The organism is Caldanaerobacter subterraneus (assembly GCF_004345675.1).
Classification (GTDB): domain Bacteria; phylum Bacillota; class Thermoanaerobacteria; order Thermoanaerobacterales; family Thermoanaerobacteraceae; genus Thermoanaerobacter; species Thermoanaerobacter subterraneus.
Map to the genome: position 1 here is coordinate 1 of NZ_SLWU01000007.1, position 15,419 is coordinate 15,419.

Below are 15,419 nucleotides of genomic sequence, written 5' to 3' on the forward strand. Positions count from 1 at the left end.
CCTCTTCCTGTTTTTCTTTTTCTATTTTTTTGAATTTAAATTTTGCTAATTTATGGTTTTCTAAACTTTTTTCTTTTTTTCTTTGTTTTATTTTTTCATATTCCGGATCTTCTTTAATGGCTTTTTTTACTGTAAAAAGGCTGCAGTTGAGTATTTTGGCAATTTCTTTCTGTGTCATTCCCTCTCTATGTAGTTTCTGTATTTCTTTTATAAAAATTGCTGGGTAACTCACCTTGTTTTCCCCCTTAAAATATACTAGTTTCTTGGGAAATACTGGTGTTTTCAACCTTTTTTGTCTCCTGTTTTTGGGTACAAAAAGACTATATAAGGCTATGTGCCCTTTTGCAAAAAGCTTTGTTATAGGACTTTTCTTTCTTCTGCAACCCTTTTTAGCCATTCTTTGAGCAGTTCTCGGTTTATTAAAAACTTTGTACCAACCCGAAAGGCTGGGAAGCCCGATTCTGGGTTGTGGGCCAGTTCTAGCAATTTATCTCTGCCGATTCCGGTGTATCTTGCTGCTTCCTCTATTGTTAGTGTTAATTTAGGATTCATGGCTTCCTTAACTGCTTCTTTTATGGTTTCTTGTAGCTGTTCAAGGATATTCTCTTCTACTGCTACCTTTGAAGGCATATTGTGATACCCCCTTTTAGGTAGTAAATTTTGAATATTCTATTTTCTTTATGCAATTTCCGGTTTATTTGCTTTATCGTTGTATAATTCTTCTATAGGCACTTCCAAGATTTTTGCTATTTCTGCTAAAGTTTCCGCTTTTATATTTCTTTTCCCACTTTCTATGTAATGGTAACCTGTTCCGCTTTTATATCCTATTTTTTGTGCAAGTTCTTTTTGTGACATTCTTTTTGCTTTGCGTAAAGCTCTGATTTTTTCTAAATTTACTTGCATAAGTAAACCCTCCAAATTGGTAGTTTGTTACCGTACTGGTAGCCTAAATATATTATAAACTACCGAATTGGAAATGTCAATACTTAATTTTCCGATTTGGTAGTTTCACTTTAAAAAAAATTTCCGTTGCGGTATAATTATATTACCAAAATGGTAAAAACAAAAAGGGGGATAAAAAGTTGTTAGGAGAGAGAATTAGGAAAGCAAGGTTAGCAAAAGGTTTGACACAAAAACAATTAGCGGAAATGTTAAATATAACAGACGCAACTGTTAATAGATATGAAAAAGGTATAAGGAAACCAGATCCTGAAATGCTTAAAGCAATAGCGGATGTTTTAAATGTATCTATTGATTATCTTCTTGGCAAAACAGATATTCCTAATATTCATATACCCGAAAGTTATTCTCAAAAGCATGAAGTTACTAAACGAGATTTAGCACAATATGAGGACTTCGTAAAGCATGTTAATGCTTTTTTTATGGATGATAAAGTTGCAGATGAAGATAAAGAAAAACTTTTTAAAGACATATCCGAACTTTTCTGGAAGGCCAAAGAAATAAACAAACAAAAATATGGAAGGAAAAAGAAAAAAGCTGATTAGAGAGGTGCTTCACATGTATGAGAATAGGTGTATTAAAAAAATTTATAAAAAAGTGAAGCACCTTGTACGAGAACATGAAACAAGAGACCCTAAAAAACTTGCGGAGTATTTAGGAATTCATGTAGTATACAAAAGCTATTCTCTATATACAAAAGGTTATTTTATAAAAACCCTGCGGAATAAATTTATTATTGTTAATGATGAGCTGGATGAAAACGAAAAGAAAATCGTCCTGGCACATGAGCTGGGACATGCCGTGCTTCATTCTGCTAAGCCTATTTCTTTCATCAGAGAGTATACACTTTTCCCAGTTGGAACGTATGAAGAAGAAGCAAATATATTTGCTGCGGAATTATTGATTGATGATAGTGATATAGAAGAGTTAAAGTATCTTTCAGTATCCCACATTGCTGCTGTTCTGGGTGTTAGTGAAGGACTTGTAAAATATAAACTTTTAAAGTTTTTATAAAAAAATTTTACGCAGGAGGAGATGTTATGGCTAAGAAGACGAATTATGTTAAAAACGGAAAAGAGTATTACCGTGTAACAGTTACTATTGGGAGAGATGAAAATGGAAAGCTAATACGTAAAGAATTTTATGGAAAAACAAAAAAGGAAGCTGAAGCAAAGAAAGAAGAATATTTAAACGGAATAAGAAACGGATTGAATGTTGATTTTCAAGATGTTACTTTGGGAGATTTAATGCATACATGGCTTTTTGAAGTAGTGAGAATGTCAAGAAAGCCTGCTACGTTTGTGAAATATGAAGGACATTATAGAAATTACATAAAAAATAGTGAACTATATGGAATGAAAATCAGTATCATAAAGTCGATACAAATACAGAGGTATTACAACAAGCTATATCAGCAAGGGAAAAGCAGTAAAACAATAAAAGCTTTGAACAATTTTTTGAAGACGTTTTTTAATTATGCAGTAGATGAAGGATATTTAGCTAAAAATCCATGCACAGGGAAGAAAATAGTTATACCCGGTACTCCAGAAGAAAAAATTGAAACAGAAATTGAAACTTTTTCTGATGAGGAAATAAAGAAAATTAAAGAAGCATTAAAAGGGCATCGTCTGAAGGCACTGTTTTTGCTGGCTTTTGGAACAGGTCTAAGGCAGGGAGAATTGTTGGGATTGAAATGGACAGATATTGACTTTGAAAAAAAGGAATTAAGGGTTCAGCGTATGATTAAACAAGTTACTATTATTGATGAAAAAGGAAATAGAAAATATAAAACTATTGAACAAATACCAAAAACAAAAAACAGCATAAGGACAGTTCCAATTCCATCATCACTTATACCAATGCTAAAGGAGCACAGAAATAGGCAAAGGGAAGAAAAATTAAAGGCAGGCTCAGTCTACCTCAATGATGTTGAAAAAGGATATGTGTTTACAACAGAATTGGGCAATACTATAGATGCAAGTAACCTTTTAAAGACATATAAAAAAATTTTAAATAGAGCAGGAGTACCTTATAGAAAATTTCATGCCATACGACACACGTATGCAACAAAACTATTTGAAAGGGGCGTACCACTCAAAACAGTATCAGAATTATTAGGGCACTCCAACATCTCTATCACAGCAAATATTTATACTCATGTAATACCTAAACAAAAAACTAACGCAGTAGAAACACTAAATGACCTTTTTATTTAGAAAAACAGCTTTTTAAAGGCTTTGTTTTATTCCCACACTTTTCCCACAAAAGTTTTAGAAAGTTATAGAATGTTTTAGTACGTTAAAGTACAAAAAAGCAGTATTTATGCGAGTTACGGGGCAATATAGGGAATTATAAATTACTTGGAAATGACATACATATTCCAAGGTATCTTATCTATAAGGCGATTCCTGTAAATAGAATCTGCTCCCATAAATATATACCTCAAATTGTCAACATGAGGAATGTTCACTTCAATCCATATTCTATTTCTCTCTATAAAAGGTTTTGACGCTATCACGTTTGTCAGGGAATTCTCTGCTCTCTTGTACTCGTACAGTTCCCCATTTACTACCCCTAAATCTATCCTCTTTATGTCACCTGGGTCCTTGTAAAACAGCCTCATTTCAATATGGTATATCACTTTTTTAGAAATTGGCTTTGCCGATTCTAAACCAACGTACAGCTTGTTGTCATGGTAAAAAGCTGCAAGTTTAGTCAAAGCAGCACTCCTGTAAATTTCTTCGTTTAACATACCCCCCGTATACACTTTAAGAAGGGTATGAGGCAGATCAGCATCTCTCAAATCAGGCTTTGAAGACACAACTGGTATACTTATCACAGGCTTGGTAGCAAACAACTCAGTCTTTCTGACAAATCCCATCAAAAATGGCTCCATAACTTCTGTCTGGGTTCTATACTGTTTTATTGCAGCCTGTTTCATATTCACTTCTTTAGGAGTAAGCTCAAAAGCCTGCCATTCTGTGTTGCTGTTTTTCATGTCTACTGGAGGCAACATAGGCCTATTTTTTTCTGCCATCCAAGGAACAGGCCATTGAGGGTGGTGAACTAAAAACATGTGTTCTCTGACATTTAAATTCATAACAGTAATTGTATATCTTACAAAATTGCTCACTGCCCAGTGGTCAGGATGAATGTCATCCGCAAGAGGGTAGTATATATCAGTAGGCTTAAAATCTTTTATTATCTCGGTAAGCTCATCTACCAATGTCTGACCGGTATAAGGAGCTCTTGGCTTATAAACCGTATCGTAAGGAGCATAGGCCACACGAGTACCGCCACTTACGCGGGGCCTGTTATTATCCCAATATTGGCTCCACAAAAACCTCGTGCTTCCATCCGCAAATCCCAAAAAAATTAAATCTTTTCTGGGAAGCCCGAGAATTCTCATTGCAGCAATGCTTTCCTGCTGGCGAGCCAATCCCAGTTTGTAAAAATCTCTAGGAGTAGGATTCTTTTTTCCGCAAAAAACCATTGCAGCTTTTTTATAGCTTTCACCACTTGTGACAACCACCACTTTTACAGGCCTTTTTAATTCAACCGCTCTTTGGATAACACCTGCCATACCCAGAGTTTCATCGTCCGGATGAGGAACTATAATAAGTATTCTCTGCCCTGGGTCGTCAAAAGTAGGCACGGTAGCTTTTTCTGTGAAATTTGCAATAGCCATTCCCCAGTTCATTATATAGGAAACTCCGATAAGCAAAGCAGTAAATAAAGAAAAATATATAGTTCGCCTTGTAATCATACTCTTTGCCTCCATTCTTGCTTATTATTTTACCATAGATTTATGAACAAATTATTACAGGATAATTAATTTTTAATTAATGAACTCAAATTCTGAAAATCTTTCTCAGTGTGATACAATCATATTGAGAAGAATTTGAGGAGGGGATAAAAATGTTTGTAGATTTTCACTGCGATACCCTGTACAGGCTGGTAGATAAAGGAACTGATTTCTTTGAAAGGACAGAAGAGAGGCATGTAGATTTCCCCAGAATGAAGGAGGGAAAAGTGCATCTTCAAGTTTTTGCAGTGTTTGTAGACCCTAAATTTATGAGAAAGAATGCAGCTACAATGGCTTTAAAACTAATTGATAAAATGCATGAAATAATAGATAAAAGCAGCGAAATTGAATTGGTACTAAGAGGAGAGGATATTGACAGAATAAAAAGCGAAGGAAAAATTGGAGCTTTGCTCTCAATTGAAGGGGGAGAAGCCTTAGAAGGAGAAATCGCTTTACTAAGAATATTTTACAAATTGGGAGTAAGAGCTATCACTTTGACCTGGAGTTTAAGAAATGACTTAGGGGATGGAGTCGAGGGAGTTCCTGATGCTGGGCTCACATCTTTTGGAAAGCAAGTAGTAAAAGAAATGAACCGGCTTGGTATGATAGTAGACGTATCCCATCTCAATGAAAAAGGCTTTTGGGATGTTATAGAAATAAGCGAAAAACCAGTAATAGCTTCCCATTCAAACGCTAAAGCTTTGTGCTCCCACAGGAGAAATCTGACAGATGAGCAGATAAAAGCAATCGCTCAAAAGGGAGGAGTAATTGGTATAAATTTCGCTCCTCAATTTTTAAAAGATGACAAAAGAGCAACGATAGAAGATGTATTAAATCACATAGATTACATGGTGGACTTAGTTGGAGAAGACTACGTAGGATTTGGATCTGACTTTGATGGCATAAGTTCCACACCAGAGGGGTTAGAAGATATATCAAAATTCCCGAAAATTGTAGAAGGGCTTATAAAAAGAGGATATACACAGGAACAAATTGATAAAATCACTCACAAAAATTTTGAAAACCTCATAAAAAAGATTTTATAAAACAAAAAGTGCCCCGATCACCGGGGCTTTATATGTTAAAGGGGGAGTCATTGGTTTAACCAAGTATACATTATACATAGGTTTTTTAAAAAAAGCAAGACCTTATCAAAATATTTTAAGAGGGATAGGGGGTTTTAGGGAGCTCGTCTAGATATATTATACCCAGTTTTCACTGATTTTAAATTAAAAGAGTGTTAAATTTTTATTAACTTTGTGTAAAAAATAAATTGTTGTATAATAGAGGTAGAAACACAAAAATGAGGGGGTAAAACAATGGATATTGAAATAATAAGAAAAACAGACCCAGAAATCGCAGAAGTCATATTAAAAGAACTCAACAGACAGAGAAACAAAATAGAGCTTATAGCCTCTGAAAACTTTGTGAGCAGGGCCGTAATGGAAGCAATGGGTACCCCTCTCACAAATAAATACGCAGAAGGGTATCCCGGAAGGCGTTATTACGGTGGCTGTGAATATGTAGATATGGCAGAGGAACTTGCAAGGGAAAGGCTTAAAAAGCTTTTCGGAGCGGAACACGCAAATGTGCAGCCTCACTCGGGAGCTCAGGCAAATATGGCAGCTTATTTTGCACTTCTAAAACCTGGAGATACTGTACTAGGAATGGATTTAGCTCACGGCGGACATTTAACCCATGGAAGCAAAGTCAATTTTTCTGGGCAAATATATAACTTTGTATCCTATGGCGTAAGAGAAGATACAGGATACATAGACTATGACCAAGTAGAAGACCTAGCAAAAAAGCATAAACCAAAACTAATTGTAGCTGGCGCTAGTGCTTATCCAAGAATAATTGACTTTAAGAAATTTAGAGAAATTGCAGACAAGGTAGGAGCATATCTGATGGTAGACATGGCTCACATTGCCGGGCTTGTCGCAGCAGGTTTACACCCAAATCCTGTTCCTTATGCAGACGTAGTGACAACTACTACTCATAAGACTTTAAGAGGACCTAGAGGAGGAGCTATACTCTGTAAACAAGAACACGCAAAAGCCATCGACAAAGCCCTTTTCCCTGGAACACAAGGTGGACCCTTAATGCATATTATAGCAGCAAAAGCTGTATGTTTTAAAGAAGCCCTTTCAGATGAGTTTAAAGAATATCAAAAAAGGATTGTAGAAAACGCAAAAGCTTTAGCAAATGCATTAATGGAAAGAGGAATAAATTTGGTATCCGGCGGTACTGACAACCACTTAATGCTATTAGATTTGCGAAACACAGGAATAACAGGAAAGGAATTGGAAACTAGATTAGATGAAGTAAACATAACTTGCAATAAAAACGCTATACCTTTTGATCCATTAGGACCAAATGTAACCTCTGGCGTAAGATTAGGTACACCTGCAGTTACCACCAGAGGAATGAAACCGGAAGACATGGTAGAAATAGCAGATATAATAGCTAATATGATAAAAGATGAAAATTACAAAGAAAAAGCGAAAGAAAGGGTAGCAAAACTACTTGAAAAATACCCTCTCTACCCAGACCTCTTATAACCCCAGACAAGGGGACGGTTCTTCCGTCCGGTTTCTCACAAAAAAATCGGACAAAGAAACCGTCCCCTTGTCCGGTTAAAAGAGCCTCCTTCTTGGTAAGAATCAGTGTGAGGCTCTTTGCTTTTTGTGTTTCAAAATAAACCAACCACTCACTAAAGCTTTTAATAGAGACATTCTATAAAAATTTTACACCCTCAATATGCATAATTGCTCTTGACATAATGAAAAAATAAAGTTAGCATATTACTTGATAACTGTTAATAAATTAACAATATGAGGAGGATTTAAGATGAGTGAATTCAAGTTTGAAAAGCTTCTAGAACCAATTCAAATTGGGTCAATGAAACTAAGAAATAGGATTATTATGCCTCCTATGGTTACAAATTACGCTGCTGAGGATGGTGCCGTCACCGAACGTTTTAAAGCTTATCACCAAACCAGAGCAAAAGGTGGAGTAGGCTTAATTATTGTTGAAGCAACATACATTCATCCAGGTGGTAAAGGCTTTCAAAACCAACTTGGTATTTACAAAGATGAATTAATATCTGGTTTGAAAGAATTAACAGAGGCAGTTCATAAGTATGGAGCGAAAATTGCTGTGCAACTTTATCATGCCGGTAGGCAAACAACTTTGAAAGTTACTGGAATGCAAGTAGTTGCTCCGTCACCTATTCCTTGCCCAGTTAAGCAAGAAAAGCCCAAAGAATTATCAGTAGACGAAATAAAAGAGTTAATAGAAGCATTTGGACAAGCTGCGAGACGTGCTAAAGAAGCAGGGTTTGATGCTGTCGAAATCCATGGTGCTCACGGTTATTTAATTAATCAATTCTTATCACCATATAGCAATAAGCGAACCGATGAATACGGTGGAAGTTTTGAAAACAGAATGAGATTCCCATTGGAAGTTGTCAGGAGAGTAAGAGAAGAAGTTGGGCCAGATTTTCCTATTATATATCGCATGAGTGCTGAAGAGTATGTTCCTGGAGGACTTACGATTGAAGATACTAAGATATTTGCTCAAAAGTTAGTAGAAGAAGGAATCGATGCTTTGCATATTTCGGGTGGAGTATATGAATCTTCAGCAATGATTATCCAGCCTGCAGCTATACCTCAGGGTTGTTTTGTAGAAAACGCAGCTGCTATAAAGAAAGCAATTAATAGCAAAGTACCTGTAATTGTTGTTGGTCGAATCAAAGATCCTATTATGGCAGAGCAAATCATCCGTGAGGGCAAAGCTGATCTAGTATCAATGGGAAGAGCCCTACTAGCAGACCCAGAATTGCCCAGGAAAGTTTCTGAGGGCAAGATTGAAGAAATAAGAAAATGCATTGGGTGTAATCAGGGTTGTATTGATCGTCTGTTCCAAGATATTGATATTGGTTGCATAGCCAATGCATTAACTGGACATGAAACAGAATTTGACATGGAAAGCCTAGCAAAGACAAGAAAGAAAGTATTTATAATCGGTGGTGGCCCTGGCGGGTTAGAAGCAGCTAGAGTAGCAGCTTTGCGTGGCCATGAAGTAATTCTTTATGAAAAGCAACCAGAATTAGGTGGACAAATGCGAATTGCTGCTGTACCGCCTCATAAAGGGGAAATAAATGATCTGGCTGATTACCTCATCAATCAAGTAGAAAAATCTGGTATTACGATTGTAAAAGGCAAAGAAGCAGATTTAAACACAATTCATGAAATTAAACCCGATGTGGTTATATTAGCAACAGGGTCTGAACCAATAATTCCTGAAATTCCTGGAATCAATCAAAAAAATGTTGTTACGGCCCATGATGTTTTAAAAGGGACAGTTACTGTTGGTAAAAAAGTAGCTGTCATTGGTGGTGGGTTAGTAGGTTGTGAAACTGCAGAATTCTTGGCTGATCAAAGTAAAGAAGTAACAGTAATAGAGATGTTGGATGATATAGCAATAGATGTTGGAAGTTTGGTAAGAGCTCTATTACTAAATCGTATGGCTGAGAAGAAGATTAAAGTATTGACAAAGAGCAAAGTTAAAGAAATATCAGGAGATAAAGTAACTATAGAAACAGTAAATGGAAACCAAGAATTAAGTGGTATAGACACTATCGTAATAGCAGTTGGGTCTAAACCCAAGAACGATTTATTGAAGTTAATTGAAAAAGAAGGTATACCTGTTTATGCTATTGGGGATTGCGTCAAAGCTAGAAAGTTTATGGACGCTATTCATGAAGGTTTCCGTTATGCTTACAGCTTGTAATTTTAAGTCTTTACAAAAAAGGGGTATCCCAAAATATAGATGGATACCCCTTTTATTATTACTCCAAATTTAATTGTGCTTATAGCTCATTATAATAACCACTTCTTCATTGCCAATAAACGCGTAGACCTTTTTCAAATAGTTACTCTCCACTCCGTACATGGTGACAGACAAAAGGGACGGTTCCTTTTGTCTGATTATTTTTTATATCGCCTTTCAAGTTCATTGTATATGTCATTTAATGTAATATTTTTCTCAACCAAAAGCACCATCAAATGATAAATTAGGTCAGATACTTCATACACTATCTCATCTTTTGAATCATTTTTCGAAGCGATAACCACTTCTGTAGCTTCCTCTCCAACTTTTTTTAATATTTTGTCTATGCCTTTTTCAAAGAGATAGTTTGTATAGGATCCTTCTACAGGGTTTATTTTTCTGCCTTTTATCCTTTCATAAAGCTTATTTAGAATCTCTATGCCATCTTCAGTTTCTTCATCGAAACTTCTATAAAAACAGCTTATATTGCCTGTATGACAGGCAGGGCCTTTTGCTTCTACTTGAATTAAAAGAGCATCTTCATCGCAGTCATAAAATATCTTTTTTACCTTCTGCGTATTCCCTGAGGTTTCCCCCTTGTGCCATATCTTGCCTCTGCTTCTACTAAAAAAATATGTCTCTCCTTTTTCTAATGTAAGCTTCAAACTCTCCTCATTCATATATGCAAGCATTAAAACCTGCTTTGTGTAATAATCTTGCACAATTGCCGGTATAAGACCCTTTTCGTCAAACTTAAGCTCTTTTATGTCAATCATCCTCTACATCCTTTCTCCTACAATCTTACCGGTATACCCTCATCCTTTAAATATCTTTTCAACTCTTTTATATCAAGCTCTCCATAGTGAAATACAGAAGCAGCCAAAGCTGCATCAGCTTTTCCTTGTGTAAACACCTCTTTAAAATGCTCGGGTTTCCCTGCTCCTCCTGATGCTATAACTGGAATATTCACAGCTTCACTTATAAGCCTTGTAAGTTCAATATCATATCCATCCTTTGTCCCGTCTTTATCCATACTTGTTAAAAGTATTTCTCCTGCACCCAAATCTTTCACCTTTTTAGCCCACTCAACAGCATCAAGTCCTGTGTTTATTCTCCCTCCATTTATATACACATTGTAGCCTGTGCCATCTGGTCTCTTTTTAGCGTCAATTGCCACAACAACACACTGGCTCCCAAACCTCAAAGCCGCCTGACGAATAAGTGTTGGCTGTTTTACCGCCTGTGTATTTATAGAAACCTTATCAGCTCCTGCTTTTAAAACTTCTCTTATGTCATCAATATCAGAAATTCCTCCCCCTACAGTCAAAGGGATAAACACCTTTTCTGATGTTCTCTTTACAACATCTATCATAATTTTTCTTTTTTCATAGGAAGCTGTAATATCCAGAAATACAAGCTCATCGGCTCCTAATTCATTGTACCTTTCAGCTATTTCAACAGGGTCTCCAGCATCCTTTAAATTTACAAAATTTATTCCTTTTACTACTCTTCCATCTTTAACATCCAGACATGGTATTATTCTCTTTGCAAGCATTTAAATTCCCTCTCTTTCTAATTCCAGCAATGCAGCTTTTAAGTCTATCATACCAGTGTACAAGGCCTTCCCAATAATAGCACCAGTAACTCCCATATCTTTAAGCCTTTTTAAATCTTCAATTGAAGATATGCCTCCTGAAGCTATTATTTCTACTCCTACCTTTAGCATATCCTTTAAAGCTTCAAAATTTGGCCCATGAAGTGTGCCATCTTTTGAAATATCAGTAAAAATTATTGTCTTTATCCCTATCTCTTTTATCTTCTCAGCCAACTCAGTATCCTTTATTTTAGTCCTTTCAAGCCATCCACTTACAGCAACTTCTCTTTTTTTTGAATCAATTCCCACTATAGTCTTTTCTCCATAATGTGAGACAGAATAAAGAAGAAGGTCTTTATCATATATTGCAGCAGAACCTAAAATAATGTACGATACTCCAATTGAAAAAAGATAATCTAAAGCCTCTCTATTTCTTACTCCTCCCCCTACCTCTATTTCTACATTGCAGCAGTTCACAATCTTTTCAATAACCCCTGCATTTACCAGATATCCCTGCCTTGCCCCATCCAGATCCACTACATGAATTCTCTTTGCACCACACTCTTGCCACATCTTAGCCACATCTGCAGGATTGTCATAATATACTTCTTTTGAATCAAAATTCCCTTTTGTGAGTCTTACACATTTCCCATCCAATATGTCAATTGCAGGTATTACAAGCATTTTATCATCTCTCCAAAATTTTTTAAAATTTTAAGCCCTGTCTCTCCGCTTTTTTCTGGATGAAACTGACAGGAAAAAACATTGTCTTTAATAATGACAGCTGGAATTTCTATCCCATATTCAGTAACTGCGTATTCAAAATCTTTTTCATTGCCATTTACATAATAAGAATGGACAAAATACACATAATCTCCATTTTTTATTCCTTTAAGAAATGGTGTGTCTTTTTTTATGGTCAAACTGTTCCACCCTACATGGGGGATTTTATTTCCTTTAGGAAGTCCTACAACATTGCCTTTAAATATTTTAAGCCCCTCTGTCTTGCCTCCCTCAAAACTTTTCTCAAATAAAAGCTGCATTCCCAAGCATATTCCCAAAAAAGGCTTTCCCTTTTCAATGTGTATTTTTATCTCTTCAGCCATACCTGTTTTGATTAAAACCCTGATGGCATCTGGAAAGGCTCCAACTCCGGGAAGTATCAAGGCCTCAAAATTTTTTATTTCTTTTGCATCACTTGTAATCTTCGCATCGTATCCCACGTATTTTAAAGCTTTTTCAACGCTTCTCAAATTTCCCATTCCATAATCTATAATGCCTATCAAAATTCCACCCCTTTATGTTTACAAAATCCCTTTAGTAGAAGGTATGCCATCTATTCTCTCATCCAATTTAAGTGCCTCATCCAACGCTTTACCCAAAGCTTTAAAAGATGCTTCTATAATGTGATGAGTGTTTACACCATGTAAAAGTTCTACGTGGAGTGTTATACCAAAATTATAAGCAAAAGCCCTAAAAAACTCCTCCACAGTCTCTGTTTCAAAATTCCCAACTCTTTCAGCTTTCAAAGGCAAATCATAATAAAGATAAGGCCTTCCACTTATATCAAGAGAAACTCTAACTAAAGCTTCATCCATAGGCACATAAAAAGTACTAAATCTTTTTATTGACTTTTTATCCCCTGAAGCTTTTAAAAAGGCAGTACCTAAGACTATTCCTACATCCTCTACAGTGTGATGAGTGTCTACTTCCAGATCTCCTTTTGCTATTACTTTTAAATCAAAAAGGCCGTGCTTTGCAAAAAGAGAAAGCATGTGGTCAAAAAAGCCTATTCCCGTCTTTATATCATATGAGCCTTTGCCATCTATATTAAGTTCGACATATATGTCAGTCTCTGCCGTTTTTCTTTTAACTTCCGCTTTCCTCATGACAATATCTCCCTTAAAGCGTTTATTAAATAATCATTGGCATCAGAAGAACTCACAGTTATCCTTAAAGTCCCTTCCAACCCCTTCACATTAGAAAAATTTCTCACCAAAATTCCCCTTTCAACAAGTCTTTTGTGCACATCATTGGCATTTTCAAATTTACAAAGAACAAAATTTGCATGAGAAGGATACACTTTTATCCCATTAATTTTATTTAACTCCTTTACCAGCTTTTCTCTTTCGTTTATAATGTAATTTACCCTCTCCTTTAAAACACCACTTTTTAAAACTTCTAATGCTATTCTCTGTGATAAAGAGTTGAGATTATAAGGAGATTTTACAAGATTTAAATATTTCACTATTTCTCCATTTGAGAGAGCATATCCCACTCTTAATCCTGCAATCCCAAAAGCTTTTGACAATGTTCGCAGCACAATCAAATTTTCAAATCTATCTATATATGGCACAAGAGTTTTTCCATAAAATTCAAAATAAGCTTCATCAACTATTACAATCCCTCTTGCTTTTTCAATTATTCTGATTATATCCTCTTCATCTATTACGCTTCCAGTGGGATTGTTTGGATTGCACAAAAACACCAATTTAGGCTTATATCTTTCAACTGCTTCTGCAAATCTTTCAACATTATAAGTATAGTCCTCATTTAAATTCACAGCTATTTCATTCGCTCCTGCAATTTTACTGTATATGCTGTACATTGCAAAAGATGGGTGAGGGTACAAAACTGTATCCCCTTTATCTACAAAGGCAAGCATTATAAGGTGTATTATTTCATCAGAACCATTTCCTACAAAAATATTTTTAGGAGTGACACTGCAATATCTCGCTAACTCTTCTCTCAATTTTTCTGCCGTAGGGTCTGGATATATATTTACATGGATAGACTTTACAATATCCCCTATATTTTTCATTACCTCTTCAGGAAGTTCAAAAGGGGTCTCGTTTGCATCCATCTTATATTTATAAGGCACATTTTCCACTTCATAATTTTTAAATCCTTTAATTTCTTCCCTCAACAAATTCTCAATCATTGTAAAACCTCACTTTTACAGAATTGGCATGGGCTGTAAGCTCTTCAGCTTCTGCCAAGGTTATGACATCATCTTTTACACTGCTCAAAGCTTCCTTAGAGTAATAAAGTACATTCATCTTTTTGACAAAATCCCTAACTGAAAGAGGAGAGAAAAATCTCGCTGTACCACTTGTAGGAAGAACATGATTTGGACCTGCAAGGTAGTCTCCCAAAGGTTCTGGAGAAAATTCTCCTAAAAATACTGCTCCTGCATTTTTAATTTCGCCTAAAATTTCAAAAGGATTTTCAATGACAAGCTCTAAATGCTCTGGAGCTATTTCATTTGCAATACCAATTGCTTCTTTTAAATTATCTATAACAATTATCGCGCCAAAATTTTTTAAAGACTCTGCAATTATTTCTTTTCGCTCAAGATATTCCATTTGTCTTTCAATTTCTTTTTTTACTTTTTCCGCTAACTCTTTTGAGGTTGTCACTAATATTGAAGAAGCCATTACATCGTGTTCTGCCTGTGAAAGAAGGTCTGCTGCTACATATTTTGGACTTGCTGACTCATCTGCAATTACCAAAATTTCACTAGGTCCTGCCACCATGTCTATGTCTACATAGCCATATAGGGCTCTTTTTGCCATTGCTACATAAATATTTCCTGGACCAACTATTTTGTCCACCTTAGGTATTGATTCTGTGCCAAAAGCCAGTGCTGCAACAGCCTGTGCTCCGCCAATTTTATATATTTCTTTTATTCCAATTTTATCTGCCGCCACAAGCACATAAGGGCTTATCCCCTTTTTTCCAGCAGGAGATACCATTACTATTCTTTCAACGCCTGCCACCTTTGCAGGAATACCATTCATCAAAACTGAAGAAGGATATGAGGCAGTTCCTCCAGGAACATAAATGCCTACAGAGGAAAGAGGCCTTAATACTTGCCCGTAAACTATTCCTTCTTTAAAATCCATCCATGTCTTTTCCTTTTGCTTCTCATGAAACTCCGTAATATTTTTTATGGCCTTATCTAACGCTTTTAAAAAATCCTCTTTCACTTCCTCATAAGCTCTTTTTATTTCTTCCTCTTTTACCTTCACTGTCTCGCTATTGAGATTTATTCCATCATACATATAGGTGTATTCAAATAACGCTTTATCCTTCCTCTCTCTCACATTTTCTATTATGTCTTCAACCCTTTTTGCAATCTCTTTATTCTCCAATTTACTTCTATTCTGTATTTTATTAAAAATCCCTATATCGACTTCCTTAGTAAAATCAAACATTTCTATCATC

At 35.7% G+C, this 15,419-nt stretch carries 17 protein-coding genes; 6 read left to right on the plus strand and 11 right to left on the minus strand.

Features of this window, described 5'->3' with window-relative positions; translation table 11 throughout:
* The 3 genes from EV203_RS04255 to EV203_RS04265 form a co-directional block, all read right to left on the minus strand.
* A partial coding sequence (locus tag EV203_RS04255) for a helix-turn-helix domain-containing protein (protein ID WP_165911582.1) occupies positions 1-286 on the minus strand: 286 nt, incomplete at its 3' end.
* A gap of 71 nt (positions 287-357) precedes the next feature.
* Positions 358-630 (minus strand): excisionase family DNA-binding protein, encoded by a 273-nt coding sequence (locus EV203_RS04260; protein WP_132039308.1) that lies wholly within the window; start codon positions 628-630, stop codon positions 358-360.
* Positions 631-678: 48 nt separating this feature from the next.
* A complete protein-coding gene (locus tag EV203_RS04265) occupies positions 679-903 on the minus strand; it encodes a helix-turn-helix domain-containing protein (RefSeq protein ID WP_132039309.1) in 225 nt (74 codons plus the stop codon).
* 179 nt (positions 904-1,082) lie between these two features.
* On the opposite strand from EV203_RS04265, the gene EV203_RS04270 reads away from it, so the two are divergent.
* The 3 genes from EV203_RS04270 to EV203_RS04280 are packed head-to-tail and all read left to right on the plus strand — an operon-like array spanning position 1,083 to position 3,176.
* Complete coding sequence (locus EV203_RS04270) at positions 1,083-1,505, plus strand: helix-turn-helix domain-containing protein (protein WP_132039311.1); 423 nt, start codon at positions 1,083-1,085, stop codon at positions 1,503-1,505.
* A gap of 13 nt (positions 1,506-1,518) precedes the next feature.
* Positions 1,519-1,974 (plus strand): ImmA/IrrE family metallo-endopeptidase, encoded by a 456-nt coding sequence (locus EV203_RS04275; protein WP_132039313.1) that lies wholly within the window; start codon positions 1,519-1,521, stop codon positions 1,972-1,974.
* Positions 1,975-2,000: 26 nt separating this feature from the next.
* Positions 2,001-3,176, plus strand: a complete 1,176-nt coding sequence (locus EV203_RS04280; RefSeq protein WP_011026230.1) for a tyrosine-type recombinase/integrase — start codon at positions 2,001-2,003, stop codon at positions 3,174-3,176.
* 140 nt (positions 3,177-3,316) lie between these two features.
* Here the strand turns inward: EV203_RS04280 and EV203_RS04285 are convergent, their stop codons facing one another.
* Positions 3,317-4,726, minus strand: coding sequence for a PIG-L deacetylase family protein (locus EV203_RS04285; RefSeq protein WP_132039315.1), 1,410 nt, complete (start codon positions 4,724-4,726; stop codon positions 3,317-3,319).
* A 152-nt stretch (positions 4,727-4,878) separates the two neighbouring features.
* Between EV203_RS04285 and EV203_RS04290 the strand changes: the two genes are divergently transcribed.
* From EV203_RS04290 to EV203_RS04300, 3 genes are all read left to right on the plus strand, one after another.
* Positions 4,879-5,811 carry a dipeptidase gene (locus EV203_RS04290; RefSeq protein WP_009610763.1) on the plus strand — a complete coding sequence of 311 codons (933 nt, stop codon included), beginning with the start codon at positions 4,879-4,881 and terminating at the stop codon, positions 5,809-5,811.
* Between the two features lie 273 nt (positions 5,812-6,084).
* On the plus strand, positions 6,085-7,326 hold the full coding sequence (locus tag EV203_RS04295) for a serine hydroxymethyltransferase (RefSeq protein WP_009610753.1): 1,242 nt from the start codon (positions 6,085-6,087) through the stop codon (positions 7,324-7,326).
* Positions 7,327-7,615: 289 nt separating this feature from the next.
* Positions 7,616-9,559, plus strand: coding sequence for an oxidoreductase (locus EV203_RS04300; protein WP_132039317.1), 1,944 nt, complete (start codon positions 7,616-7,618; stop codon positions 9,557-9,559).
* Between the two features lie 197 nt (positions 9,560-9,756).
* On the opposite strand, the gene hisIE is transcribed toward EV203_RS04300, so the two are convergent.
* From hisIE to hisD, 7 genes are read right to left on the minus strand one after another with little or no spacing between them, the layout of a single operon-like run.
* Positions 9,757-10,374 (minus strand): bifunctional phosphoribosyl-AMP cyclohydrolase/phosphoribosyl-ATP diphosphatase HisIE, encoded by a 618-nt coding sequence (gene hisIE, locus EV203_RS04305; RefSeq protein WP_011026233.1) that lies wholly within the window; start codon positions 10,372-10,374, stop codon positions 9,757-9,759.
* A 17-nt stretch (positions 10,375-10,391) separates the two neighbouring features.
* Positions 10,392-11,153: an imidazole glycerol phosphate synthase subunit HisF gene (gene hisF, locus EV203_RS04310; RefSeq protein WP_132039318.1), complete on the minus strand. Its 762-nt coding sequence runs from the start codon at positions 11,151-11,153 to the stop codon at positions 10,392-10,394.
* Positions 11,154-11,876, minus strand: a complete 723-nt coding sequence (hisA, locus tag EV203_RS04315; protein WP_132039320.1) for a 1-(5-phosphoribosyl)-5-[(5-phosphoribosylamino)methylideneamino]imidazole-4-carboxamide isomerase — start codon at positions 11,874-11,876, stop codon at positions 11,154-11,156.
* Entirely contained in the window at positions 11,867-12,478 is a 612-nt protein-coding gene (hisH, locus tag EV203_RS04320; protein WP_009610410.1) for an imidazole glycerol phosphate synthase subunit HisH, read from the minus strand. Before hisH ends, hisA begins: the two co-directional genes overlap by 10 nt.
* 18 nt (positions 12,479-12,496) lie before the next feature.
* Positions 12,497-13,081, minus strand: a complete 585-nt coding sequence (gene hisB, locus EV203_RS04325; RefSeq protein WP_009610409.1) for an imidazoleglycerol-phosphate dehydratase HisB — start codon at positions 13,079-13,081, stop codon at positions 12,497-12,499.
* Positions 13,078-14,133: a histidinol-phosphate transaminase gene (hisC, locus tag EV203_RS04330; RefSeq protein ID WP_009610408.1), complete on the minus strand. Its 1,056-nt coding sequence runs from the start codon at positions 14,131-14,133 to the stop codon at positions 13,078-13,080. Before hisC ends, hisB begins: the two co-directional genes overlap by 4 nt.
* Positions 14,126-15,418 (minus strand): histidinol dehydrogenase, encoded by a 1,293-nt coding sequence (gene hisD, locus EV203_RS04335; protein ID WP_009610407.1) that lies wholly within the window; start codon positions 15,416-15,418, stop codon positions 14,126-14,128. The genes hisC and hisD overlap by 8 nt, the downstream gene beginning before the upstream one ends.
* Position 15,419 lies beyond the last annotated feature (1 nt).